The sequence below is a fragment of the Enterobacter cloacae complex sp. P13B genome (assembly GCF_014895915.1).
GTDB classification, from domain to species: Bacteria; Pseudomonadota; Gammaproteobacteria; order Enterobacterales; family Enterobacteriaceae; genus Enterobacter; species Enterobacter bugandensis.
This window is the reverse complement of sequence record NZ_JADBQN010000014.1, coordinates 100280-124876: the sequence shown is the minus strand read 5'-3', so window position 1 is coordinate 124876 and position 24597 is coordinate 100280. Positions and strand designations below refer to the sequence as shown.

At 54.9% G+C, this 24597-nt stretch carries 21 protein-coding genes and 5 tRNA genes; 6 read left to right on the top strand and 20 right to left on the bottom strand.

Features of this window, described 5'->3' with window-relative positions; translation table 11 throughout:
* From IM273_RS08265 to IM273_RS08245, 5 genes are all read right to left on the bottom strand, one after another.
* On the bottom strand, window positions 1–179 hold a 179-nt coding region (locus IM273_RS08265; RefSeq protein WP_010287081.1), incomplete at its 3' end, for a GTP-binding protein.
* A 118-nt stretch (window positions 180–297) separates the two neighbouring features.
* Window positions 298–373, bottom strand: a tRNA-Thr gene (locus IM273_RS08260).
* 6 nt (window positions 374–379) lie between these two features.
* Window positions 380–454 (bottom strand) — tRNA-Gly (locus IM273_RS08255).
* 117 nt (window positions 455–571) lie between these two features.
* A tRNA-Tyr gene (locus IM273_RS08250) sits at window positions 572–656 on the bottom strand.
* 8 nt (window positions 657–664) lie between these two features.
* Window positions 665–740: transfer RNA gene (locus IM273_RS08245), tRNA-Thr, on the bottom strand.
* 317 nt (window positions 741–1057) lie between these two features.
* On the opposite strand from IM273_RS08245, the gene coaA reads away from it, so the two are divergent.
* Complete coding sequence (coaA, locus tag IM273_RS08240; RefSeq protein WP_032644951.1) at window positions 1058–2008, top strand: type I pantothenate kinase; 951 nt, start codon at window positions 1058–1060, stop codon at window positions 2006–2008.
* Window positions 2009–2053: 45 nt separating this feature from the next.
* Here coaA and dppF read toward each other — a convergent pair whose 3' ends face one another.
* The 14 genes from dppF to IM273_RS08170 all read right to left on the bottom strand — a co-directional run bounded on the left by dppF (window position 2054) and on the right by IM273_RS08170 (window position 18330).
* Entirely contained in the window at window positions 2054–3067 is a 1014-nt protein-coding gene (gene dppF, locus IM273_RS08235) for a dipeptide ABC transporter ATP-binding subunit DppF (protein WP_028015094.1), read from the bottom strand.
* Window positions 3064–4047 (bottom strand): dipeptide ABC transporter ATP-binding protein, encoded by a 984-nt coding sequence (gene dppD / locus IM273_RS08230; protein WP_041911597.1) that lies wholly within the window; start codon window positions 4045–4047, stop codon window positions 3064–3066. Before dppD ends, dppF begins: the two co-directional genes overlap by 4 nt.
* Window positions 4048–4057: 10 nt before the next feature.
* Complete coding sequence (dppC, locus tag IM273_RS08225; protein WP_028015093.1) at window positions 4058–4960, bottom strand: dipeptide ABC transporter permease DppC; 903 nt, start codon at window positions 4958–4960, stop codon at window positions 4058–4060.
* Window positions 4961–4969: 9 nt separating this feature from the next.
* A complete protein-coding gene (gene dppB / locus IM273_RS08220; RefSeq protein WP_028015092.1) occupies window positions 4970–5989 on the bottom strand; it encodes a dipeptide ABC transporter permease DppB in 1020 nt (339 codons plus the stop codon).
* 177 nt (window positions 5990–6166) lie between these two features.
* Window positions 6167–7774: a dipeptide ABC transporter periplasmic-binding protein DppA gene (gene dppA / locus IM273_RS08215; RefSeq protein ID WP_028015091.1), complete on the bottom strand. Its 1608-nt coding sequence runs from the start codon at window positions 7772–7774 to the stop codon at window positions 6167–6169.
* Window positions 7775–8394: 620 nt separating this feature from the next.
* A tRNA-Pro gene (locus tag IM273_RS08210) sits at window positions 8395–8471 on the bottom strand.
* Between the two features lie 91 nt (window positions 8472–8562).
* Complete coding sequence (gene eptB / locus IM273_RS08205) at window positions 8563–10257, bottom strand: kdo(2)-lipid A phosphoethanolamine 7''-transferase (RefSeq protein WP_193051704.1); 1695 nt, start codon at window positions 10255–10257, stop codon at window positions 8563–8565.
* 253 nt (window positions 10258–10510) lie between these two features.
* Window positions 10511–11038, bottom strand: a complete 528-nt coding sequence (lpfE, locus tag IM273_RS08200) for a long polar fimbrial protein LpfE (RefSeq protein WP_193051703.1) — start codon at window positions 11036–11038, stop codon at window positions 10511–10513.
* A 5-nt stretch (window positions 11039–11043) separates the two neighbouring features.
* On the bottom strand, window positions 11044–12117 hold the full coding sequence (gene lpfD / locus IM273_RS08195; RefSeq protein ID WP_126327120.1) for a long polar fimbrial protein LpfD: 1074 nt from the start codon (window positions 12115–12117) through the stop codon (window positions 11044–11046).
* Window positions 12118–12134: 17 nt separating this feature from the next.
* Window positions 12135–14663: an outer membrane usher protein LpfC gene (lpfC, locus tag IM273_RS08190; protein WP_193051702.1), complete on the bottom strand. Its 2529-nt coding sequence runs from the start codon at window positions 14661–14663 to the stop codon at window positions 12135–12137.
* Between the two features lie 22 nt (window positions 14664–14685).
* Window positions 14686–15384, bottom strand: a complete 699-nt coding sequence (gene lpfB / locus IM273_RS08185; protein WP_045260012.1) for a long polar fimbrial biogenesis chaperone LpfB — start codon at window positions 15382–15384, stop codon at window positions 14686–14688.
* An 84-nt stretch (window positions 15385–15468) separates the two neighbouring features.
* Window positions 15469–15993 carry a long polar fimbrial major subunit LpfA gene (gene lpfA, locus IM273_RS08180; protein WP_226841185.1) on the bottom strand — a complete coding sequence of 175 codons (525 nt, stop codon included), beginning with the start codon at window positions 15991–15993 and terminating at the stop codon, window positions 15469–15471.
* A 355-nt stretch (window positions 15994–16348) separates the two neighbouring features.
* Window positions 16349–17551, bottom strand: coding sequence for an MFS transporter (locus tag IM273_RS08175; RefSeq protein ID WP_193051719.1), 1203 nt, complete (start codon window positions 17549–17551; stop codon window positions 16349–16351).
* Between the two features lie 236 nt (window positions 17552–17787).
* The gene (locus IM273_RS08170) at window positions 17788–18330 is read right to left on the bottom strand and encodes a lipase (RefSeq protein ID WP_045260015.1); all 543 of its coding nucleotides are present in this window, start codon (window positions 18328–18330) and stop codon (window positions 17788–17790) included.
* Window positions 18331–18489: 159 nt separating this feature from the next.
* Between IM273_RS08170 and tag the strand changes: the two genes are divergently transcribed.
* Together tag and IM273_RS08160 are read left to right on the top strand one after the other, a co-directional pair.
* Window positions 18490–19071, top strand: coding sequence for a DNA-3-methyladenine glycosylase I (gene tag / locus IM273_RS08165; protein ID WP_028015087.1), 582 nt, complete (start codon window positions 18490–18492; stop codon window positions 19069–19071).
* Window positions 19049–19495, top strand: a complete 447-nt coding sequence (locus tag IM273_RS08160) for an N-acetyltransferase (RefSeq protein WP_028015086.1) — start codon at window positions 19049–19051, stop codon at window positions 19493–19495. Before tag ends, IM273_RS08160 begins: the two co-directional genes overlap by 23 nt.
* On the opposite strand, the gene IM273_RS08155 is transcribed toward IM273_RS08160, so the two are convergent.
* Complete coding sequence (locus IM273_RS08155; RefSeq protein WP_255505982.1) at window positions 19458–21737, bottom strand: molybdopterin guanine dinucleotide-containing S/N-oxide reductase; 2280 nt, start codon at window positions 21735–21737, stop codon at window positions 19458–19460. The genes IM273_RS08160 and IM273_RS08155 overlap by 38 nt on opposite strands.
* Window positions 21738–21948: 211 nt before the next feature.
* On the opposite strand from IM273_RS08155, the gene IM273_RS08150 reads away from it, so the two are divergent.
* The 3 genes from IM273_RS08150 to IM273_RS08140 all read left to right on the top strand — a co-directional run bounded on the left by IM273_RS08150 (window position 21949) and on the right by IM273_RS08140 (window position 24595).
* Entirely contained in the window at window positions 21949–22611 is a 663-nt protein-coding gene (locus IM273_RS08150; protein WP_008502762.1) for an OmpA family lipoprotein, read from the top strand.
* 114 nt (window positions 22612–22725) lie between these two features.
* Window positions 22726–23742, top strand: a complete 1017-nt coding sequence (locus IM273_RS08145) for a LacI family DNA-binding transcriptional regulator (protein WP_028015084.1) — start codon at window positions 22726–22728, stop codon at window positions 23740–23742.
* Between the two features lie 103 nt (window positions 23743–23845).
* On the top strand, window positions 23846–24595 hold the full coding sequence (locus IM273_RS08140) for a sugar phosphate isomerase/epimerase (RefSeq protein WP_193051717.1): 750 nt from the start codon (window positions 23846–23848) through the stop codon (window positions 24593–24595).
* The last annotated feature ends 2 nt before the right edge of the window (window positions 24596–24597 follow it).

Here is a 24597-nt window from a genome sequence, read left to right as displayed (position 1 = left end):
CCACGAGCTTTTTCTTCTGGTGCGTTATCGATCTGGTCGAATGCACGAGCAGAACCACCGTAGGTTTTAGCCAGAACGGTAGTGATTGCAGCGGTCAGCGTTGTTTTACCATGGTCAACGTGGCCGATAGTACCGACGTTAACGTGCGGTTTTGTACGTTCAAACTTTTCTTTAGACATCGATTGTCCCTCTAAGACACGGATAAATCGGTGATATCACCACATCAACCAGGCGAAATGCCTGAATTGTTGAATACAGTAAAATTGAAACAGAGAGAAACGGGAAGGAGAAGTGAAGTGGTGCTGATACCCAGAGTCGAACTGGGGACCTCACCCTTACCAAGGGTGCGCTCTACCAACTGAGCCATATCAGCACGTATTGGAGCGGGCAGCGGGAATCGAACCCGCATCATCAGCTTGGAAGGCTGAGGTAATAGCCATTATACGATGCCCGCATCCTGAAACTCGGCTACCCAGTTCTTTCTGTAACAAAAAAAGAGATTTCTCTCTTTTTCAGTTTGAGCTGGCTAATTTTTCCAACCAGCTCCGGCGGCATTTACGCTGCCAGAAAGTGGTGGTGGGGGAAGGATTCGAACCTTCGAAGTCTGTGACGGCAGATTTACAGTCTGCTCCCTTTGGCCGCTCGGGAACCCCACCGGACTTGATGGTGCCGACTACCGGAATCGAACTGGTGACCTACTGATTACAAGTCAGTTGCTCTACCTACTGAGCTAAGTCGGCATCAAGTAGCGCGCATTCTATGGATACCTGCGCGGTCATGCAACTAAAAATTTGCATAAAACGTTCTTTCGCTCACATTTTATGCGAACGCAGCGCTAAGCGATGTAAAAGTAGCCATTCCGGGTCAAATAATCAACATACAGGCATGATTTACATCGCATACACCGTAGCGTGACGGCTTCCGCGTAACGCAGCGCTTTCCATCTTTTTTCTTATTATTCCCGCCATCTGGTGTTAACCTCCTGCCCATTGTCCAAAATTAACTGTGTGATGAGCCACGTCCCGGCAGCATAGCGCTGGCTCACTGAAGCATGCTTATGAGCAAAAAAGAGCAAACGTTAATGACGCCTTATCTTCACTTTAACCGCAGCCAGTGGGCTGCCCTGCGTGATTCCGTCCCTATGACGCTGACGGAAGGTGAAATCGCACGGTTAAAAGGGATAAACGAAGATCTGTCCCTGGAAGAGGTGGCAGAAATTTATCTCCCCCTCTCTCGCTTGCTTAACTTCTATATCAGCTCCAACCTGCGCCGTCAGGCGGTGCTGGAGCAGTTCCTCGGAACCAATGGTCAGCGCATTCCTTATATCATTAGTATTGCGGGCAGCGTGGCCGTGGGTAAAAGCACTACCGCACGCGTGCTGCAGGCGCTGCTGAGCCGCTGGCCGGAACACCGCAGCGTTGAGTTGATCACCACCGACGGCTTCCTGCACCCGAACGAGGTCTTAAAAGAACGCGGGCTGATGAAGAAGAAGGGCTTCCCGCTCTCTTATGATATGCACCGTCTGGTAAAATTTGTCTCTGACCTGAAATCTGGCGTGCCGCACGTCACGGCTCCGGTCTATTCACACCTGATTTACGACCGCATCCCGGATGGGGATAAAACGGTAGTCCAGCCGGATATCCTGATCCTTGAAGGTTTGAACGTGCTGCAAAGCGGCATGGACTATCCTCATGACCCGCATCATGTATTCGTTTCGGATTTCGTCGATTTCTCTATCTATGTTGATGCGCCGGAAGATCTGCTGCAGAACTGGTATATCAACCGCTTCCTGAAGTTCCGCGAAGGGGCATTCACCGACCCGGACTCCTATTTCCACCACTACGCCCAGCTTTCTGAAGAAGAGGCCATTAATGTGGCCAGGGGGCTGTGGAATGAGATCAACTACGTGAACCTCAAAGAGAACATCCTCCCGACGCGCGAGCGTGCGAGCCTGATCCTCACCAAGAGCGAAAAGCACGCCGTCGACCAGATTCGCCTGCGAAAATAGTCAGGCATACATAAAAAAAACCGGCTTAGCGCCGGTTTTTTTTCGTTATGCGTGCGGCTTCTCGCCATTTTCATCCTGATCGACCGCAAAGCAGGCGACCAGCTGACCGCCATAATCCTTCAGCTGCGGCTGAAGCTGGGTGCACGGGCCAAAGCGGCGGCTGCAGCGCGCGTTGAAGGCACACCCCGGCGGCGGATTCAGCGGACTTGGCAGTTCACCCGTCAGCTTAATGCGCTCGCGACGATCGTCCGGGTTCAGACGCGGCGTCGCAGACAGCAGCGCCTGGGTGTATGGATGACGAGGATTACTAAAGATCTGCTCTTTGGTCCCCTTCTCCACGCAGCGCCCCAGATACATCACCATCACTTCATCGGCAATATGCTCCACCACCGACAGGTCGTGAGAGATGAACACATAAGACAGCCCCAGATCCTGCTGGAGATCCATCATCAGGTTCAGCACCTGCGCGCGCACGGACACGTCGAGCGCCGACACCGGCTCGTCGGCAATCACCACGTCCGGGTCAAGCATCAGCCCGCGGGCGATGGCGATACGCTGACGCTGGCCGCCGGAGAACATATGCGGGTAGCGATCGTAATGCTCGGTTTTGAGGCCGACCTTCGCCATCATTGCCAGCGCTTTTTCACGGCGCTGCTCTTTGCTCAGATTGCTGTTAATCAGCAGGGGCTCTTCCAGGATCTGTCCCACTTTTTTACGCGGGTTCAAAGAACCGTACGGGTTCTGGAACACAATCTGGATTTTCTGGCGGCGCAGTTTCTGCGCCTGCGGATCGTGCTTGAGCAGATCCTGGCCCTGATAATAAAGCTCACCGCCGGTCGGGACTTCAATCATCGTCAGCAGACGGCCCAGCGTCGATTTCCCGCAGCCTGACTCCCCCACCACCGCCAGCGTTTTACCGCGTTCAAGGGTAAATGACACGCCGTCCAGCGCTTTCACCAGGCGCTCAGGGGCAAAAATCCCCTTTTTCACCGGGTAGTGTTTTTTCAGGTCGATGGCCTGCAACAGCGGTTGTTGCGTGGTGGCCTGTTGCGTACTCATAGTGTTGGCCTCCCGGCATCATCGAGTGGGTAGTGGCATTTTGACTGTCGACCGTCGGCCAGCAGATTCAGCTCTGGCTCCTCTACGCGACATTTGTCCGTGGCATACGGGCAGCGCGGATTAAGCAGACAGCCCTGCGGACGGTCGTATTTGCCCGGAACCACGCCCGGCAGCGACGCCAGACGCGCTTTGTCCTGAGCAAACTCCGGCAGCGCGCGCAGCAGTGCCTGCGTATACGGATGACGCGGCGCGCGGAAGATATCGTGCGAATTTCCGGTCTCAACCACCTGGCCGGCGTACATCACGATGATCTTGTGTGCCGCTTCGGCCACCAGCGCCAGATCGTGCGTAATCAGCACCAGCGCCATGTTCTCTTTCTGCTGCAACTCCAGCAGCAGCTCGATGATTTGCGCCTGGATGGTCACATCCAGCGCCGTTGTCGGTTCATCCGCAATCAGCAGCTTTGGTCGACAGGCAATCGCCATGGCGATCATCACGCGCTGGCTCATCCCACCGGAAAGCTGGTGCGGGTATACGTCCAGCCGCGATGCCGGGTCAGGAATACCCACCTGGTTCAGCAGGTCGATCGCGCGCTGGCGACGGGTTTTCTTGTTACCACCCTGGTGCACCTTAATCGCTTCCATAATCTGGAAGCCGACCGTGTAGCACGGGTTCAGGCTGGTCATCGGATCCTGGAAGATCATCGCCACTTCGGCGCCCACCAGCTGGCGGCGCTGTTTCTCAGAAATGCGCTTCAGGTCCTGACCGTTGAACTGCAGGTTTTCCGCCATCACGCGGCCCGGGTAATCAATCAGCCCCATGATTGCCAGTGAACTCACCGACTTACCGGAACCGGACTCCCCGACGATACCAACCACTTCGCCCTGATTGACGCTGTAGCTGATGCGGTCCACGGCGCGAAACGGGGTGCCTTCGTCGCCGAAGTGCACCGATAATTTATCTACATTTAATAACGCCATCTCGTGCCTCTTACTGCTTCAGTTTGGGATCAAGCGCATCACGCAGGCCATCACCCATCAGGTTAAATGCCAGCACCGTCAGCAGGATTGCCAGACCCGGGAAGGTGACAACCCACCAGGCGCTTTGTGCGAACTGCAACACGTCGGAGAGCATGGTGCCCCACTCCGGTGTTGGCGGCTGCGCACCCATGCCCAGGAAGCCAAGAGCGGCCATATCAAGAATGGCGTTAGAGAAACCGAGCGACGCCTGAACGATCAGCGGCGCAAGGCAGTTAGGGAAGATATTAACGAACATCTGGCGCATCGCACCGGCACCCGCCACGCGAGAGGCGGTGACGTAGTCGCGGTTCACTTCCACCAGCACCGCCGCGCGTGTTAATCGCACGTAGTGAGGAAGCGCCACGAAGGTCAGCGCCAGGGCGGCGTTACCGATCGACGGGCCGAAGATCGCCACCAGCACCAGAGCCAGCAGCAGGCTTGGCAGTGCCAGCATGATGTCGACGATACGCATAATGATGTTATCAACGATGCCGCCGAAGTAACCGGCAACCAGGCCGAGGATGATCCCCATAATCAGGGAGAGCACCACCACCAGACAGCCAACCAGCAGCGACAAACGCGCGCCGTACATCAGACGCGACAGCACATCGCGGCCCACGTCATCGGTACCCAGCAGGTGCGCCAGGCTACCGCCATCCTGCCATGCAGGAGGTGCCAGCAGCGCATCGCGGAACTGATCCGCCGGGTTATATGGCGCCAGAAAGTTCGCAAACACCGCAATCAGAATCATGATAGCGACATACACCAGCCCGACTACCGCGCCTTTATTGCGCTTGAAGTAGTGCCAGAACTCCTGCAGCGGCGTCATTGGAACCGGTGCAGCAACAGCTTTGTTTTCAGAAACCTGTGACATGATGGCCCCTTACTTCTTATGACGAATACGCGGGTTCACCACGCCGTACAGCAAATCGACCAGCAGGTTGACGAGGATAATCATCGTCGCGACCAGCAGCACCCCACCCTGCACCACCGGATAGTCACGGCGTTGCAGTGCATCAATCAGCCAGCGTCCGAGGCCCGGCCAGGAGAAGATGGTTTCCGTCAGGATCGCCCCCGCCAGCAGCGTACCCACCTGGAGGCCGATAACGGTCACCACCGGCAGCATGGCGTTACGCAGCGCGTGGACGATGATGACGCGCATGCGGGTTAAACCTTTGGCGCGCGCGGTACGGATGTAATCTTCACCCAGCACTTCCAGCATGGAGGAACGGGTCATACGCACGATCACCGCCAGAGGAATGGTGCCCAGCACCATGGCAGGCAGGATCATGTGCGCAACGGCATCAATGAAGTTGCCCTCCTCGCCCCAGATGGCCGTGTCGATCAGCATAAAGCCGGTTAACGGATTGGTATCATCAAGGAAGACCATATCGCTGACGCGTCCGGAGACCGGCGTCAGGTTCAATTGCACCGAGACCAGCATGATCAGCATCATGCCCCACCAGAAGATAGGCATGGAGTAACCGGTCAGCGCCAGACCCACGGCGGTATGGTCGAAAATAGAGCCACGCTTAACGGCAGCCAGTACCCCAACAGGAATACCCACCGCAGTGGCGAAAATCATGGCGCAGATGCCAAGCTCCAGCGTCGCTTTAAAACGCGGCACGAACTCGTCCCACACCGGAAGACGGCTTTTTAACGAAATCCCTAAGTCACCGTGCATCACGCCCCAGATATAGTGGAGGTACTGCTGCCACATCGGCTTATCGAGGCCGAGTTCAGCCAGCAGCTGCGCATGACGTTCAGGGGAGATACCACGCTCGCCCGCCATAATCATTACCGGGTCGCCGGGGATCATATGGACGAAGGCAAAAGTGAGAAGGGTGATACCGATAAACGTCGGGATAACAAGTCCCAGACGTCGGAGGATGAACTGCAACATAACCCGGATTCTCTCTGATGACGCACGGCCAGTGGCGTGACGTCTGTATTGCTCACAAATCTTATTCCCTCCCCTTTCAGAGAGGCAATAAAGCACTGCTGCCGGGTGGCGCTACGCTTACCCGGCCTACATACCGTAGGCCAGTGCAAGCGCAGCGCCGCCTGGCGTTGCTTTTAATTATTCAACCGATACGTTTTCGAAGTGGTGTTTGCCCAGTGGATCAACCACGTAGCCCTTCACTTCTTTACGCACTGGCTCATACACGGTGGAGTGAGCAACAATCAGTGCCGGAGCCTGATCGTGCATAACAACCTGAGCCTGCTTGTAGAGTTCAATACGTTTGTTGTGATCGTCAGTCGCACGCGCCGGCTGGATCAGGTCTTCAAACGGCTTGTAGCACCAGCGAGAGTAGTTAGAGCCGTCTTTCGCTGCCGCACAGCTGAACAGGGTGGCGAAGAAGTTGTCCGGATCCCCGTTGTCACCGGTCCAGCCCATCATTACCGCCTGGTGCTCGCCCGCTTTGGCGCGCTTCAGATACTCGCCCCACTCGTAGGTCACGATCTTGGCCTGAACGCCAATTTTCGCCCAGTCAGCCTGGACCATTTCCGCCATACGGCGTGCGTTCGGGTTATACGGACGCTGTACCGGCATCGCCCACAGCTCGACGGTAAAGCCTTTATCCTGGCCCGCTTCTTTCAGCAGCGCTTTCGCTTTCTCAGGATCGTAACTGTAGTCCTTAACGTCGTCGTTATAGCCCCACATGGTTGGTGGGATCAGGTTCTTGGCAGCAACGCCCGCGCCCTGGTAAACGGCCTTGATGATCGCTTCTTTGTTCACCGCGTAGGTCAGCGCCTGACGTACTTTCACGTCATCAAACGGTTTCTTCTCGGTGTTGAAGGAGAGATAGCCTACGTTCAGGCCCGCCTGCTCCATCAGGTTGATGTTCTTGTCCTGCTTCATGCGCGCGATGTCTGCCGGGTTCGGGTACGGCATCACCTGGCATTCATTTTTCTGCAGTTTAGCGTAACGTACGGATGCGTCAGGCGTGATGGAGAAGACCAGACGGTCGATCTGCGGCTTGGTGCCCCAGTAGCCCGGGAAGGCTTTATACAGAATACGGGAGTCTTTCTGGTACTGCAGCAGCTGGAACGGGCCGGTACCGATTGGGTTCAGGTCCACTTTTTCCGGCGTGCCGGCTTTCAGCATGTTGTCCGCATACTCTTTAGAGAGAATAGAGGCGAAGTCCATGGCCAGGTCAGCCAGGAATGGCGCTTCCGGACGGGTCAGCACGAACTGAACGGTTTTATCGTCTACTTTTTTCACTTCGGCGATCAGGTCCGGCAGACCCATCCCTTCGAAGTATTCGTAGCTGCCGCCAGACACTTTGTGGTACGGGTTCTGGGCGTTTTTCTGACGGTCGAAGGAGAACACAACGTCGTCGGCGTTAAAGTCGCGCGTTGGTTTGAATTCTTTGCTGTCCTGCCACTTCACGCCCTGGCGCAGGTGGAAGGTATAGGTTTTGCCGTCTTCGCTGATGTCCCACTTCTCGGCCAGACCCGGAATCACTTCCGTGGTGCCGGTTTTGAATTCAACCAGACGGTTATAGATCGGTACAGAGCTTGCGTCGTAAGTCGTACCAGAGGTAAAGAGCTGTGGGTTAAAGCCTTCCGGCGAGCCTTCAGAACAGTAAACCAGGGTTTTTGCCTGTACGCTTGCTGCCACGGTCATAGCCACCAGGCTCAGACCAAGCTTCAGCATCCCTGACTTCTTCAAGGAAATACTCATTATTCTGCTCCAATGTGATGTTTTGCTTTGTTGTGTTACGCCGCCAGACCTTTATTTATTTTTTACCCGGTCCGGTCGGAGGTGCCCGAAGGCGTTAAAGGGATGGAGAATCCTTTCAGAAGAGCGTTTGAGTTGCAGCGCAGATCGTCCCTGAAATGCCCCTCATGCCCTACAATCTGTCAACAGAATGTGAAAACGTCAATACAGGTGACGGGGATTTGCGCCGAGTGTGAGAAACCGCAAACAAAGATTAAAAAAACCCTGAACGCCAGTTTTCAGCAGGGAAATTTATGCTACTCGCCAACTTGCAGCACAAATATCTTCATATTTCGCAACAATCAGTGATTAACTTTTATTCAGAATGGGTAAATTTTCTTGCAGAATGGTGATTATCTGAGCACTAAATACCGCGAACGTTAAAACGCACAGCGAAAAATTCTGAGGTTATCCATAAGCAACGCGAAAAAAGATCAATCTATATATAAAAAAATACAATGGATTATGTCACAAAATCGTTAACAGGCAGGAAGAAGCGGGGATAAGGGGCATTTTACTGAATCAGGATGAGTAAGCCGTTAATGCAAAAAGGGCTAACCTTGCGGTTAGCCCTTTTCAGAATGTGGTCGGCGAGAGAGGATTCGAACCTCCGACCCACTGGTCCCAAACCAGTTGCGCTACCAAGCTGCGCTACTCGCCGAATGCGGAGCGCATCTTACTGCTGAGGTGCGCCCCCGTCAATCCCTTATTTTCAAAAAGCCATTCAACTGGCGATATTCTCGCCAGAGCAGCTACTGCGCGGCTTTTGCGGTGTTATCAGGGAGTTTACACCAGTTGTTGTTTTCGTTAATCCCACCGTTCGGTGAGGTATAGCCGAGGCAACCCATAATGGTGTCGTACAGCTCAACGTGACGGCGCGGTACCTTGATTTCTGCCTGCTGTTTCAGATGGGCAAACATTTTGGCTTTGTCTGGGTTCTCCAGGTACTTATCGGACATCCACATGATCATCGGCACGCGGAACTGCTCCGGCGGTGCCAGCTTGCGCGGCGTACCGTGCAGGTGCTCTTTCTCATTAATGGACTCACCGTGGTCTGCGGCGTAGATAACAATCGCTTTTTTATCACGCAGCTGGTCAATCACGCGGCTCAGGAACGTATCCACATACAGAACGGAGTTATCGTAGGCGTTGATCAGCTCCTGCTTGCTGCAGTCTTTATTAATGCCTACGCACTCAGGCTGCCATTTCGCGAAATCGCGCGTGTAACGCTGGTAATAACTGTAATGCGACCCTTTGGTATGCAGAATGACGAGATGTTTGCCCTGCGGGTGATTCTTCAGAGACTGGGACATCTCCTCAAGCAGCAGCATGTCGTCAACGTTTTTCCCGCGGTTGCGAGGCTCGGCACCAATCTGCTCACGATACGCGATGTTATCTGCCAGCGTGTTGGTGTAGAACCACATCTCACTTTGCATGGCGAACAGATCGGAGCTAAATCCAAGCTGCTTCAGCACGGCAAAGACGTTTTGTTCTTTCAGCGTACGTTGCGGGTTATCGCTCGCCCCGCCTTCACGCACAAACATACAGCGCAACGAGAGCTTCGTGGCGGTATCGCAGGAATAGCCGCGGTAAGCCACCAGATTCTTCTCCTGCGCCAGTTTCGGCGTGGTATCGCGGTCATAACCGAGGATACCCATATGATCCCAGCGCGTCGTTTCACCGATGACAAAGACTACATAAGTGTCATCCAGCCCGTCAGCCGGCGCCTGGTAGGTGAACTTTTTGGTCGGGTTAATCAGTGATTTCACATCGCTGGATTCGTCCGCCTGCGCCCAGGCGTAAAGACCTAACGCGGACAGCCAGTTGGACGGCAGATACGAGTTAGCCACCACGCCGCCATAGCTCGGCATATCCACGCCCGTCGCTTTTTCGATCCGTTTTTGCTGTTTTTCCATCAGGCGAATCGGCGCCCACACCAGCAGGCCCGCCAGCAGAACGACGGCGACGTTGCGGATGCGCTGTCCCCGGGTACGCAGCTGGCGTAACAGGGTATAACGGCAGGTATTACTCCAGATAAAGAAGAGCGGGATCAGGCAGGTCAAAATCGTCCATATGATGAACCCTTGACCCACCACCTCTTTCGAGAGGTCGATGTCCGTGGTCATCACCGAGGCGACAATACCGTAGCCAATGACCACGTTCATGAATGTCATGTAATAGCTTGCGGCGGCAGAGATAATCACCACCAGCGAGGCCAGAATTTGCCATGTACGTCGGCCAAAAAGTGAGAGCAGGCGTAACAGGAAGAATGTGGCGAGGATGGAGCCGAACACTTCAATCGCGGCAAAAATTCCATTTCTTACGCTGAGGTGCTCAAAATAACCTTCCACTCTTCTGAACAGCACCGCGCCATTCAGAAACAAACCGATATAGACAGCCAGCATCAGACACAAACGTTGCTGGGTAAGAGACCTAATATATTTCATGCAAACAACCCTGGGGGAAGGGGTATAAAGACCCGCCGAATCTCAAACAGAAAGCGGACAGAGTAAGTAAATGCGTCAGGAAGCGTTATGAGAAACGTCTACAAGCGCGGTAAGTAGACCACAGCGGGAGAGAAAAGTGGCAGCAGAGAGTGTGATCGAGGAAGATTTTTACAAAAAAGTCGCGTCTGGAGAAGTAGTGCACTGATGCAACCGCGTAAAATGAGCAAAGGGCCAGCGAACTGGCCCTCGGTGATTACTCGTATATGACGCTAAAATTCACCGTCGCATTTGCCGCGCCCACGGTGGCATCCGGTTTAACAGGCACGTAGCTGGCGATATAGTTCAGCTTGTTCGTACCATCAAACCAGATGGTATGCTCCACGGGCGTAGAATCGGTACTGGAGGGGAGCTGCTGCACCCCGCCCGACGTTTTAATTTTTAACGCCACGCCCGTCGCGCCGCCGCTGTCCAGGGCAAAGAGTGAAGCGTTTGTCGCATCTGGCGTACCGTCCATCGTGACGTAGGCCTTAGTGGCATACGCGCAGTCTTTCAAGCCGATGCTAAAGCTTTTCTGGTTAAGCTCTTTACCCACTTTTACCGGGCGCTGGAGCACCACGGTATCCATATCGACGTCAATACTGTCGTTTTCCAGCTCGCAGGTGGCCGCCTTAATGGTGATGGTAAAGTGGATATCCCCTGCGGAACCGATATTTACCGGCGCCGCCATCGCTGAGGCGGTGAGCAGCAAACACGCTGGCAAAAACGTATTCATTGTTTTCATCCGGCTTACTCCACATCAATACGCATGGTGGCGATCCCTTCGAACTCCCCGGCGGCCGGTAATTTGCCGGTGGTGCTGATGGGGTAAGCCGAAATTTTCGCCGAGGCAGTGCGGTGCGTCTCGTCAACAAGAGTCGTTACGCTCAGCTCCTGATTCGCGTTGATATCATTAGGCACCAAAATATTACCGTTTTCGCCTTTAATGACGGCACCGATATCCGGATTACCCATGTCGATAGCATTCGAATCATTGGCGTTTGGCATGCCCTCAATATGAAGGAAGATCTTTACGCCATCAGAGATATTGGTGCATTTAAACTGCAGTTCCTTGGTAAATATCGTCGCGTTCTTGGCAATTTGGCCTTTGCGATCTTTAAAATCACTGGCCTTAAATTCACCAAAGGGGATTTCCAGCGTGCTGCCGCTGGAGAGTTCGCAGCCCTGCGGGACGACAATGTGTCCACTAAAGTACACGGAAGCCATTGGTGTCGTACCGTATACCATGGATTTACGGGTGCCATACAAATCCATAATCCTGGTGCTCGGTATTATCAGTTCACCTACGAATGGGCGATGAATATAGAGGGATAATTTTCCTTTCGCTCCTGTTGAGAACAGTACAGGCTTGCCATCCACATCGCATGCTCCTCGGCCAGGGAGAGCATTATCTTTCTCATCGAATGGCACTGTAAAATAATCATTTCTTCCACCCTCGATCCATACATCTGCTGAAATCTGGATATTGTCGTTGATAATAAAATATTCACGATCACCCTCTTTGTGACCAAGAGGGAGCGGGGAAGTGCTCTTATAGTATGTCGGTGCAGTACTCTCCCCAGCTGGACATTCACAAACAGCGCTATATCCCCCCGCCCCTATATCCCACGACCAAAAATCAGGAAAAACAACGCCGGAGGCATTTTTAGACGTATCGGTAATGGTCTTTTCCAACGTAGCGGAAAATACATGTGTCCCCCCTTCCGGTACACACGGCCCCCAGTCTGCCGCCGCCAGCGCCTGGCCGGAAAACAGCACTGACCCGCCCAGCAGGCCAGCAAACATCATCATTTTTTTCATCATACTTGTGTCCTTCCCTGTTACCGGCAGACGGCATTCGCCATCACCACGCCGGTATTATCCTGTTGTTCCGGTAGCGTAAACGCCACGCGGCATTGCTGTGCCTGGTCTTTACCCCAGTTCACCTGGAGCGCACCTTTCTCCGGCATCCCGCTGATATAAAGCTGGCCGTCTTCACCCACGATACTGCTGGACTCTTTTTTGGTATCCAACAGCGTGGCGGTCGCACCAAACGGCACCGCTTTGCCATTCGCCTGCGTCAGGTTCATCAGCACGCGATAGCCCACGCGGGTGTCGAAACGCGCCCGGACAATCGCGCCGCGCGTCGGCACGACGTTGACGGAGGCGGTGTCCAGGTCAACCTGGCTGTTCAGGCTGTCGCTTCGCAGTGAGACTTCCGTTTCACGGTAAGGCGTGAGGTACGGCACCACCGCGTTCCCCATCCAGTCCACTTCCACACCGCCGTTGTTAATAACGTGCGCACCGCGTGCGCCCGGTGCAGAGATAATGGCCATCGACTCGCCCAGCGGCTGGGAAAGCGTAACGCCTTCACTGTGGGCAATCACGCCGCCGCGCAGGCCGTAGTTCACCTGCTGACCATCACGGTTGTAGTTGTAGCCCAGGCTGGCACTTCCTACGCCGCCCTGGTAATCCAGGTTCACGCTGCCGCTGTTACCCTCGCCGTTGCTGCCGTAGCCTTCCTGCACGCTATAGTTCAGGTTGCGGTCTTCCAGCACGGCACCGCTGACGCCCAGCTGCTGGTTTGTGCGGCCATGCTGATCGGTGGTGAGATGGTAGTTACTCCATGCACGTCCCAGCGGAATCGACATGGAGAAGGACAGCAGACGATCGCTCTCATCCCACTCCGGGCTTTTCGTCCAGGTGTAGGCAATGCTGTAGTTCACGCGACCAATACGGCCGTTATAACCGGCATTTAGCGAACGCTGCTTACCTTCATCGTTCCAGTAGTCCTGCTGCGTGACGTTGAAATAGACCGAGCCCCAGGTGCCCAGCTGTTGCGTCACGTTGCCCTGGATCTGGCTACGCTTGTGGTACTGGCTATACGAGCTGTCCGCATCGCTACGGACATCCGTCGCTTCCTGGAAGGTGTAATAGCCGCTGGTCGAATACTTGTAACCCAGCAGACGGAAATCGGTGCCGCTGTTAAAGCTCTTGGAGTAGAGGAAGCGATAAGACTGACCTTCCGAACTATCGTCATTGGCCAGGTTGCTTTTCGCCTGGGTTACGTCGATGGAGACCGCACCGATATAGCCGAAGTTTTTACCTAATCCCCCCGCCAGTGAGTAATAGTTTTCCGAGAAGATCGAACCACCGTAAACGGTAAAGCCGTACGGCAGACCGTACATGGCGTCCAGCTGCCCGAACTTCGGCTCGGCGCTGCTGTAGTTCCCGGCGCGGTATTCCCCGGCAGAGAGGCTGTACTTGAGATGGCCTTCACGCTGAAGGATCGCCACCGCGGAGAACGGCTGAACAAACTTCTGCTCGCTGCCGTCCGCCTCTTTAATGGTGACCGTCAGGTCGCCGCTGTTCGAGGTTGGGTACAGATCATTAATTTCAAACGCGCCTGGCTGAACAAACGTACGGTAAATCACGTAGTTGTTCTGCTCAACGGTAACTTCGGCGTTGCTTTTGGCAATACCGCGGATAACGGGCGCAAACCCGCGCTGACTGTCAGGCAGCATTTCTTCATCAGAGGTTAGCTGCGCACCGCGCATCTGAACGCTGTCAAAAATATCACCGGCTGTGGAGGTATCCCCTAACGTCAGCTGTGATTTCAACGGCACAATGGCACGGCTTAACGAGGTGCCGATGTTATCCCATCGGTTATTGCCATCGTTTCGCGTCCAGGTGCTGTAGTTACGTAACCGCCACGCCCCCAGGTTCACGCCGCTGCGCAGGTTCAGATAGTAACTGTCGCTGTTATAGCTGGAATCGCTGTCATGCGCGTCATAGCTGGCGTTGCTGCCGGTGAAGTTATAATCCACCAGCAGGGCATTCACCCCCTCGTCCCACTGTGATTCCGGCACCGTACCGCGCGCGGTCTGCTTCATCGCGGCCTGCGGGAAGCTCATGATTAACGTCTGATCCGCAAAATCGAAATGGCTGGCGGCCTGAGGAATAATGTCATCAAAAGCGACGCAGGCTTCCGGCGGCGCCATTTTCAACGCCGGGAAGCTATCAATGCGCACGCCCATATTCTCAAGCTGCACGCGGCTTAAGCACGGCACCAGGGACTCACCCATTTTTGCGCGCTGCGCCTCTGTCGCGGCCTTAAACTCCAGGGTGCGCGACTCCATTTTTTTATCGTTGACTATTACCGAGACGCGGTATTTACCCGGCAGCTGTTCGGCTTTATTGGATTCATACATTGAAAGGTCAACGTGCTGATCAATACCCGGCACATCCTCCAGAAAGCGCGGGTTAAATGTTCCCGCATAGGCGGGGAGCGTACCCGCGATCATCAGCGCAAGCGCAGAGAGCGGGAAACGCGGGGTCTTATTGACCAGAGGAAGATGCGTCCATGGCATAGTAATAAACCTTTAAAACGTGTTAATTAACGCGCTGTGTAAGCATGTCGCCAGCCGTACCGAAGTCATTAATAATGTTGTATTTAACTTCGCTTACCTTGCCGGAGTTGGCTGGCAGTTCAATATTTAATGAGCCTTTCGCCGGAACCATTCCCGCTTTCTCAATTTCGCGGCCGTTGGCATAAAATTTATTAAACGTCAGGTTAAAGGCGGATGGGTTTTCCACTTTGATCTGGTTAGCCCCTGCACTTGTAAACTTCAGTTTGCTCCAGCCGTCCATGCTGTTGCCTTTCAGGCCCGCCGGGCGATAGAACAGTTTTAAGCGGGTACGCACGGCAATTTGCAGCACGTTTTTATTCTCTGCGTTTTCACTTTTGGCAGGAATCGCCTTCACGTTAACCCAGTAAACAGATTCACGATCCTGCGGTAACGTATTAGACGTATTCACAATACGTAAGACGTTATTTTTCGTCGGGCTTAATTTAAATAATGGCGGGGTGATGATAAATGGCGTCTTTTTATTACCGCTAGCATCATCAATCCATGACTGGATAAGGAATTCATCCGTGGTACTTTTATTATTGACCGTCAGAGAAGCTTCCTTTCTGCTGCCGTCATAAATAACGCGCGTGCTGCTTAATGCCACGCCGCCTGCAAAACTGTTTTGAGCAATCAGCGCCAGCGCCAGTGCTGCGCAAGATATCAAACGTGAGCGGTTCATGATTCTCTCCCTGAGTCTCCGCTGGAAAAAATGGCAACGGGGTTTCCGTTGCCATTGTGATTGTCTGTATTAACGAAAATTCGATTATTCGTAGGACAGGTTGAAGTCAACTTCTGCGTTGCCGTAACCGGTAGTTACAGTAGCTTTGGTCGCAACGTAGTTAGCGGTGTAGTACAGCACGGTCTGGCCAGCAGACAGCGTGGTGGTGGATTTACCGCTGTTCATATCAACCAGCTGGTTTGCGTTGTCGTAGATACCAATGCCCACGCCAGATGCTGCGCCTGCTTCAGTGCTTACAGAAACCAGTTTCGCGTCGTCTGCATCCGCTACGCCATTGAAGCTCACGTTAACTTTGGTTTTGCTGGAAATATCGCAATCTTCCAGTTTGATCTGGAAAGGTTTGGAAACAGACTTGTCGCCAACCGCTTTGAAGACTGATTTCTTAACCTGACCCAACACAACTTCCTGGTTCTGAGTGTCAGTAGAAACTACGCATGGCGCGTCAACGATTTCGCCAGTGAATTTGATGGTGCCGTCACCAGACTCAGCCGCGAAAGCAGAAGTGGAAACAACAGCGAGAGCAGACAGTGCAAAAATAACCTTTTTCATTAAAAACTCCATTTATGTCGAGAGATGACAGAACGCATCCTTAGGAATAACCTGCATTCTGTGAGGGAATGGAGTATATAGAGCGAAAATCAGATTTTAAAATTAGAATAAATAAAGCTAATTTTCAGGTGAGCTTAAAAATAAGAAAAATCATAAAGCTATAAAACAACGGGTAAAAACACCCTTTTCATTAGGAATAAATCAATATAATTGATTTATTATTTTTGCCAATTCATAAAGCAGCGTAATGCTTCGCCATATTTATCCGCCGTTCCTTATGTTACAATTAATTACGTTTTTATGCTAAATAAAAAAAGCGCCCTCGGGCGCTTTTTTACAACGGGTGCATCAGGCGTTACGCATGCGCTTCGCTTAACATCTCGCGCTGCGGCTGGCGAATCGTCGTGGACAGCGCCAGGGAAATTATCAGCAAGGCAAATATCACGCAGAAGGTCACGTAGAACCCGCCGAACAGGGAAGCAATCAGCGAACCGCAGATACTGCCGATCCCGAAGCCGAGATAAATGACGCCGTAGTTTTTCGCCAGATTGTTCAGGCCGAAGAACTCGCTTACCAGCGACGGGAAAACGGTAATGGTGCCGCCGAAGTTAAAGGCGACGCAGGCAATCGCCGCAAAGAAGGTCGCCTCGTTCAGCGGTGCAAACAGCAGCGCCGCCATGCCCACCAGAGAGATGACCTGCCCCAGCGTAATCACGCGGATGCGGGCGATTTTGTCAGACAGGATACCGAGCACCAGACGACCCGAGAGGTTAGCAATGGAGATGACCGTCACCGCATTCGCCGCCGTCGCGGCATCCAGTTTTACCATCCCCTGCGCGATATCTTTCGCCACGCCAATAACATACAGACCGCTCATGCAGGCCGTCAGGAACATCACCGCCAGCATCCAGTACTGCGGTTTACGCATGGACTGCGCGAGGGTGAAATCGTTCTCCACCACGCCGTTAACGGATTTCACTTCCTGCTGCGGGGCATCTTTCATCAGCGTGGCGCCAAACAGAATCATCACCAGGACAATAGCCCCCCAGATCATGAACGTTTTTTCGAGGCCAACGGACGCCAGCAGTTGAGAGTCGATAAATTTAAAGCCAAGGCTGCCCAGGCCATAGGAGCCGATAGCAAACGCGGAGATTAAGCCTTTACGCTCCGGGAACCACTTCACGCAGTTCGACAGCGTCAGCAGGTAACCTGCGCCGTCCGCCAGCCCCACCAGCACGCCGGCGCTCAGCCACAGCATCATCAGGTTGCTGGAATGCGCCGTCAGGAAAAAGCCCAGGCCCAGCAGAATGCCGGAGGCCATGGTCACGCGCTTCACGCCGAAGCGTTCCTGAAGTTTGCCCGCCACGGAAGAGGAAATCGCTAATCCAAGACTCAGCAAGCCGAAGGAGAATGCCACCTGGCTTATCGGCGCGCCGAGCTTATCAGACAAGGCGCTGTTAAACAGACTCCAGGTATAAACCGAACCCAGTGCGAACTGGGTAATGATGGTGCCGAATAGCGTCAGCCAACGCGTGCGGTTATAGGTTGAGGTGTTCATGGCAGTATCCTGCAAGAGAAATTAAGGAAGTTCGCTGAGGACACGATAAACAAAACCCCAAAACGCCAGGGGTAAAACGGCATGAAATGCAGGAGAAACGGAATGAAATGCCTGGAAGCGGGAATGAACGACCTTGCCGAAAAAGAAAACGTTTAAAGGTGAGTGACCACTATCACCACAACCCTCGCCGTTATTGTATTAAATATGTTACCGCAGCGTTTAAAAAAGTAACAACCCTAAAATTTGGCGCTTAAGCCCAGGGTATACAAATATTCTTCTTCCGACTGCTGGTTGTAGCTGATCTTCGCCCAGGGGTGTAAATCGCCGTACTGGGTATCAACACGCCACCCCAGCGAGTTCACGCTGGCATGCCAGAGGGGTTCGGTAAGCGACTGCGCGGTGGTTGTATCACTAAACGTATTTACCGTTGAGGGTGGAGTGCCCTCTGTGCGCCACGCCATGACCGGCCCGGTTGTGATATGCCCCGCCACGGGAAAATTCCAGCCAACGCTCAGAACAGTTTCCGCATCCGACCCGGATGGGTCGTTCAACGCAAAGCCCGCAGCATTCTGCGAATGGTTAATACGCTCCGCGAGAATATCTTCATAACGAGGTTGGTGATCGGCGTCCCATGTATAGCGTTCTGTCGTATTACTTTGTGCATCTGAAACGATATATTCCTGTTGCCACGCAAAAGCGGTGTTACATATAAGCAGGCAGGCTGAAACGCCCACCAGGCCAGAAGCAGCATGGCGACCACTGATTTTTTTTATCATCATCAAAGCGACTCCAGAAAGAGCCGAGTTCGGCGATATATGTCATTGTTCGAAGAGGTATTGGGCATATAGCCCTGTATTAACTATTGTCTCTTTAGCAGACACGTCAAGCCGGGCAGATTGAAATTTTTGCGTTTATCGTATCAGGAAGGGAGATGACCTATGCAACGTTGCGGTTGGGTAAGCCAGGATCAGCTTTATATCGATTATCACGACAAGGAATGGGGCGTACCGGAAACCGACGGTGAAAAACTGTTTGAAATGATTTGCCTTGAAGGCCAGCAGGCCGGTCTGTCGTGGATCACCGTTCTGAAAAAGCGTGAGAACTACCGCAACGCCTTCCACCGGTTCAATCCGGCTGCGGTAGCCGCCATGACCGACGACGACGTGGAAAGGCTGGTTCTGAATCCCGGTATCATCCGCCATCGCGGTAAAATTCAGGCCATTATCGGTAACGCGCGGGCTTATCTGGCGATGGAGCAAAACGGCGAACCCTTCTCAGCATTTGTCTGGTCGTTTGTGGATAACGAGCCGAAGGTGACGCGGGCCGCCACGCTTGCAGAGATCCCAACCTCGACCCCCGCCTCGGATGCCCTGTCGAAAGCGCTGAAAAAACGCGGCTTCAAGTTTGTGGGCACCACCATCTGTTACTCCTTTATGCAAGCCTGCGGGCTGGTCAATGACCATATTACGGGCTGCATCTGCCACCCGGAGGGCAACCATGATCCGCAAATGGCACAGTGAGAATACCGCTCAGCTCCTGAGACTGTGGCTTGAGAGCACCACCGAGGCGCATCCGTTTATCGACGCCGACTACTGGAAAGCGAACGAAGCGCTGGTGCGGGATGAATACCTTCCCGCCGCCGAAACCTGGGTCTGGGAGGAGAACGGCACGCCGCGCGGTTTTATCAGCGTCATACAGTCGCAGTTTGTGGGGGCGCTGTTCGTTACGCCAGCGTATATCGGAAAAGGCATCGGGCGCGCGCTGCTGAACCATGTTCAACAGCGCTTCCCGCACTTAACCCTGGAGGTGTATCAGAAAAACGTCCGGGCGGTGAATTTCTATCATGCTCAGGGCTTTCGCATTGAAGACAGCGCCTGGCAGGATGACACCCAACACCCGACGTGGATCATGAGCTGGCAGGCGGATCAAACGCCGTTAAGGTAAGCGCCGGGCCCTGATATTTCTCTACCCAGGCCAGCGCCGTGTTCCCTGCGCAACCATTCCCCAGCTTCGAGCTGGGGAGATCTTTGGTCAGCACGTTAACCGCCCCGTTTTTACAGATCCCACCTTCGGTGGGCTCAAGGTCGGGCCATGCGCCCTGATGAATACAGATCACGCCTGGCTTAATCCCGTCGCTGACCACCGCCCCTGCCAGCACCTGTCCACGTGCGTTCCAGACGCGCACCACGTCACCGTCCGCAATCCCACGCGCTTTGGCGTCAAAAGTATTCAGCGTAATTGGCTCCCGCCCGGCGACCGCATACTGCTCGCGCAGAGAGGTGTAGTTAAGCTGACTGTGCAGACGATGCGCCGGATGGGCAGACAGCACCTGCAGTTGCTCCGGCTGAGCGTTGCCGTGCCACTCGTCCGGCTCCAGCCACGAAGGGTGTGGCGGACAATCGGCATATCCAAAGCTGGCGATGCGCTCGCTGTAGATCACAATCTTGCCGCTCTCGGTTTTCAGCGGATGGTTTTCCGGGTCGCGACGGAAATCGGCGAAACGGACAAATCGGGCGTTCTGTTCGCTTTCCGGCATTTCGAGAATCTGGTTCGCCTCCCAGAATTCAGCAAATGGCGGAAGCGTCACGCCCTGCGCCGCACCGCGCTGTCCGGCGATCTGGTAGAAACTCTCCAGCCACTGCAGGTCATTTTTCCCTTCGGTAAAGCGTTCGCGACCGCCCGCTTCCCAGAGCTCGCTCAGTTCAGCAAACACGTCAAAATCATCACGCGCTTCATCACGCGGGGCCACCACGCGCTTCATCGGCACCATATGCTGGTTGCTGTAATCGCCGGTCATGGTGAGATCGTTACGCTCAAACGACGTGGTCGCCGGCAGCACGATATCGGCATGTTTGGCCGAGGCGGTCCAGAAGCACTCGGAAATCACCACCAGCTCCGGCTTTTGCCAGGCGCGGATCAGGCGATTGGTATCCTGATGGTGCGTGAAGTTTGCCCCGCCCGCCCACCAGACAAACTTAATGTCCGGGAAGTGGCGGTCCAGACCATTATGCTGATAAAAACCGCCCGGGTTTTCCAGGGCTTCAACGATTCGCGCCACCGGGATTTTATCCACGGCATCCACGCCGCCCTGCACCGAGCCTTGCAGGGACGCCAGCACCGCCGCTTTACGCGTTGGGTTACCGCCATTCGCAAAGTGATAGGAAAGACCAAAACCGCCGCCCGGCGTACCAATCTGTCCTAGCATCGCGGCAAGCGTCACCAGCATCCAGTGTTTCTGCTCGCCGAACTGCTGGCGCTGCATCCCCCAGCCGGACATTAACATCGTGGTATTTTTATGGAACAGTGCCGCCAGTTCGCGGATTTTAGCGGCTGGAACGCCACAAATTTCCGCGGCCCACTCTGCCGTTTTCACTACCCCATCAGATTCGCCCGTCAGGTAGTCGGCGAATTTGTCGAAGCCGGAGGTGCACCGGGCGAGGAAATCGCGGTCGTGCCAGCCGTTCTCCACCAGCGTATGGGCGATACCCAGCATCATCGCCACGTCGGTGCCCATATGAGGAGCAATCCACTCGGCGCTGTCGCCGAAGAAATCCATGGTTTCAGAACGCATCGGATCAATGCAGATGATGCGTTTGCCGCTTTTGCGCAGCGCGTCGAAATACCCAATCCCCTGCTCGTCGCTGGCATTCCAGGCAATTTTCAGCGTGTTCAGCGGGTTGGCGCTCCACAGCACCACCACGTCGGTATGCTCCAGCACCAGCGGCCAGCTGGTCTGCTGCTGGTACACTTCGTTCCCACCCACGACGTACGGCATGATCGCCTGCGCCGCACCGGTGGAGTAATCCCCGAGATGACCGGTATAGCCCCCGGCCAGGCTCATGTAGCGCTGCAGCAGGGTCGAGGCCTTGTGCAGCACGCCGTTCGAGCGCCAGCCATAGGAGCCGGCAAAAATGGACGATGGGCCATAGCTGTCGCGAATGCGCTTATGCTGCGTATGGATCAGCGCCAGCGCATCGTCCCAGCTCACGCGAACAAACTCATCCTGACCACGTATCCCCTGCGGCTTATCCGGCGAGGCCAGAAAACCTTTGCGCACCATCGGCCAGCGCACGCGCGTTTTGCTGTGCACCTGATCGCGTACGACGGTCTGTAACGAATTGAGATGTTGTGTTGGCAGTGCCCCACGGGACGACAGAACATTTTCGCCATCGGTTTCGACCAGCATCGGCCCCCAGTGGGCGGCGGTCAGAATGGTTTTTGTTGAGGTGCTCAAGCGTGCGCTCCTGGTTGCGTGCAGGTTTACGGCCTTCTCGTTGAGGCCGTTTATGGTTTGTCACAAATTTCAGAGTTATACCCGGAATTTTCTCCGTATCTGGACGTCATAATCAACTGCCACGCTCGCCGTGGCAAAGAATAAAAAGGATTAAGGAAAGAAGATGAAAAAACGCGTACTCGTTATTGCCGCTCTGGTGAGCGGTGCACTGGCTGTTTCAGGCTGCACAACCAACCCTTACACCGGTGAGCGCGAAGCGGGTAAATCCGGCATCGGCGCAGGTATCGGCTCGCTGGTCGGCGCAGGCGTTGGGGCACTCTCCTCCTCCAAGAAAGATCGCGGCAAAGGTGCGCTGATTGGCGCAGCGGCAGGTGCGGCGCTGGGCGGCGGCGTCGGTTATTACATGGACGTTCAGGAAGCGAAACTGCGCGACAAAATGAAGGGAACCGGCGTGAGCGTCACCCGCAGCGGCGATAACATCATCCTGAACATGCCGAACAACGTGACCTTTGACAGCAGCAGCGCCACGCTGAAACCCGCGGGCGCGAACACCCTGACCGGCGTGGCGATGGTGCTGAAAGAGTACAACAAGACCGCCGTGAACGTGATTGGCTACACCGACAGCACCGGCAGCCAGGATCTGAACATGCGTCTGTCTCAGCAGCGTGCCGATTCCGTGGCCAGCTCCCTGATAACCCAGGGCGTTGAAGCAAACCGCATCCGCACCAGCGGCATGGGCCCTGCCAACCCTATCGCCAGCAACAGCACGGCGGAAGGTAAAGCGCAAAACCGCCGCGTAGAGATTACGTTGAGCCCGATTCAGTAATCCCCGAGGGAGAGGGCCGGGGTGAGGGCAACAGACCGCACACCCCGGCATGAACCACTTGCCATCGTTGATTTTCCCGCTAAGGTATTCTCACTAAATTCAGGGAAATCAGTGATGAGCAAACCAGCCCGGGCCACCATCAGCGACGTGGCGAAAGCCGCCAAAACCGGTAAAACCAGCATTTCGCGCTACCTTAACGGCGAGAAACATCTGCTGTCCGACGCATTGCTGGCGCGTATTGAACAGGCCATTGCCGATCTCGACTATCGTCCCAGCCTGATGGCGCGCGGGCTCAAACGCGGTCGCACCCGTTTGATCGGCCTTATTATCGCCGATATCACCAACCCCTACTCCGTCAACGTCCTCAGCGGTATCGAGGCCGCCTGCCGCGAGAAGGGCTTCACGCCGCTGGTCTGTAATACCAACAACGAAGTCGACCAGGAGCTGCACTACCTCGATCTGCTGCGCAGCTACCAGGTGGAAGGGATTGTGGTTAACGCAGTAGGCATGCGTGAAGAGGGCCTGAACCGCCTGCAGCAGTCCTCCCTGCCCATGGTCCTCATCGACCGTAAAATCCCGGAATTCGCCTGCGATGTCGTCGGGCTGGATAACACCCAGGCAGCCACAACCGCGACCGAGCACCTGATCGAACAGGGCTTCGAAGCGATTCTTTTCCTGAGCGAACCGCTGGGCATGGTAAATACCCGACGCGACCGCCTGGCGGCATTTCGCGCCACGCTTGCGCGTTATCCCGGTGCGATCGCCGAAAATGCCGAAACGCCGCTTCACGAAGCCGACCAGATCGACAACACCCTGCGCCAGTTCCATACCCGCCATCGCGGGATGCGCAAAGCCGTTATCTCCGCCAACGGGGCGCTGACGCTTCAGGTCGCCCGCTCGCTCAAGCGCATTGGTCTGCACTGGGGCAGCGATATCGGTCTGCTGGGCTTTGATGAACTGGAGTGGGCGGAGCTCGCTGGCGTGGGTATTACGACCCTTAAACAACCCACCTGGCAGATTGGCTATGCCGCTGTAGAACAAGTGATTCGTCGTATTGAAGGTACCCGCGATGCCGTACGCGAGCAGGTCTTCTCCGGCGAGCTGATCGTTCGCGGCTCCACCGCCCGTTAATTCCCCCTTGTGATAGCGATCATAAATTCGACATCCTGATCTTTTCTTTGGAACCGGTTCCATCTAGCGTAATAGTATTGATATGTTGCGATGGAGTCCGAAGATGGGCAGGAAAATCATGGTGGTCACCGCCGCGTATGGCGCGGAACAGGTGCGACAGGCAGGCGGTCAGCGGGCGATGCTCCCCGTTATTGCAGGCGCAGGGGCAGACGGCGTGGAGATCCGCCGCGAACTGTTTAACAGTGAAGAGCTGCTGGCGCTGCCTGCACTGAGCGAATCCATTGAGCTAATGGACCTGCTGGCGTGCTACTCCGCGCCCGCCGCCCTGTTTATGCCCGACGGCACCCTTAACCCGGACCTGCCCCGCTATCTCTCTGAGGCCAACACCCTTAACGCCCTGTGGCTGAAGGTTTCCCTGGGCCGTTTCAGCGACACACAGCCTCTCGACGCCCTGCGCGCCCTGCTGAATGCCAGCGGTATGGCGCTTGTCGTGGAGAACGATCAGACCGACTGCGGGCAGCTCGCGCCCATGCGGCGCTTCCAGGCCGTCTGTCGGGAAATGGCGTTGCCCGTCACGCTGACCTTCGACATGGGCAACTGGCTGTGGGTCGGCGACTCCCCCGAAGAGGCCGCACGTCACCTGGCCCCTGCGGTGAGCTATATCCACGTTAAAGCCGCCGTTCCGCATAAAGATAACTTCCGCGCCGTGGCGCCGGACCGCGCAGACGCGCGCTGGCTGGATCTGCTCGGCCAGCTGCCTGCAGGTGCACCGCGCGGTATTGAGTTCCCGCTGGAAGGGGCGGATTTAACCGCCGTTACCCGTCATTACGTCAACCTGCTGCGCGAGGAGTAAAT

Coding starts and splice junctions, on each gene's coding strand:
- tag (WP_028015087.1), top strand. CDS start 18,490: ATGCAACGTTGCGGTTGGGTAAGCCAGGATCAGCTTTATATCGATTAT.
- IM273_RS08140 (WP_193051717.1), top strand. CDS start 23,846: ATGGGCAGGAAAATCATGGTGGTCACCGCCGCGTATGGCGCGGAACAG.
- lpfB (WP_045260012.1), bottom strand. CDS start 15,384: ATGAACCGCTCACGTTTGATATCTTGCGCAGCACTGGCGCTGGCGCTG.
- IM273_RS08155 (WP_255505982.1), bottom strand. CDS start 21,737: ATGCTGGTCGAAACCGATGGCGAAAATGTTCTGTCGTCCCGTGGGGCA.
- IM273_RS08150 (WP_008502762.1), top strand. CDS start 21,949: ATGAAAAAACGCGTACTCGTTATTGCCGCTCTGGTGAGCGGTGCACTG.
- dppC (WP_028015093.1), bottom strand. CDS start 4,960: ATGTCACAGGTTTCTGAAAACAAAGCTGTTGCTGCACCGGTTCCAATG.
- IM273_RS08145 (WP_028015084.1), top strand. CDS start 22,726: ATGAGCAAACCAGCCCGGGCCACCATCAGCGACGTGGCGAAAGCCGCC.
- IM273_RS08175 (WP_193051719.1), bottom strand. CDS start 17,551: ATGAACACCTCAACCTATAACCGCACGCGTTGGCTGACGCTATTCGGC.
- dppD (WP_041911597.1), bottom strand. CDS start 4,047: ATGGCGTTATTAAATGTAGATAAATTATCGGTGCACTTCGGCGACGAA.
- dppA (WP_028015091.1), bottom strand. CDS start 7,774: ATGAGTATTTCCTTGAAGAAGTCAGGGATGCTGAAGCTTGGTCTGAGC.
- lpfE (WP_193051703.1), bottom strand. CDS start 11,038: ATGAAAACAATGAATACGTTTTTGCCAGCGTGTTTGCTGCTCACCGCC.
- dppF (WP_028015094.1), bottom strand. CDS start 3,067: ATGAGTACGCAACAGGCCACCACGCAACAACCGCTGTTGCAGGCCATC.
- IM273_RS08170 (WP_045260015.1), bottom strand. CDS start 18,330: ATGATGATAAAAAAAATCAGTGGTCGCCATGCTGCTTCTGGCCTGGTG.
- IM273_RS08160 (WP_028015086.1), top strand. CDS start 19,049: ATGATCCGCAAATGGCACAGTGAGAATACCGCTCAGCTCCTGAGACTG.
- lpfC (WP_193051702.1), bottom strand. CDS start 14,663: ATGCCATGGACGCATCTTCCTCTGGTCAATAAGACCCCGCGTTTCCCG.
- dppB (WP_028015092.1), bottom strand. CDS start 5,989: ATGTTGCAGTTCATCCTCCGACGTCTGGGACTTGTTATCCCGACGTTT.
- coaA (WP_032644951.1), top strand. CDS start 1,058: ATGAGCAAAAAAGAGCAAACGTTAATGACGCCTTATCTTCACTTTAAC.
- lpfA (WP_226841185.1), bottom strand. CDS start 15,993: ATGAAAAAGGTTATTTTTGCACTGTCTGCTCTCGCTGTTGTTTCCACT.
- lpfD (WP_126327120.1), bottom strand. CDS start 12,117: ATGATGAAAAAAATGATGATGTTTGCTGGCCTGCTGGGCGGGTCAGTG.
- eptB (WP_193051704.1), bottom strand. CDS start 10,257: ATGAAATATATTAGGTCTCTTACCCAGCAACGTTTGTGTCTGATGCTG.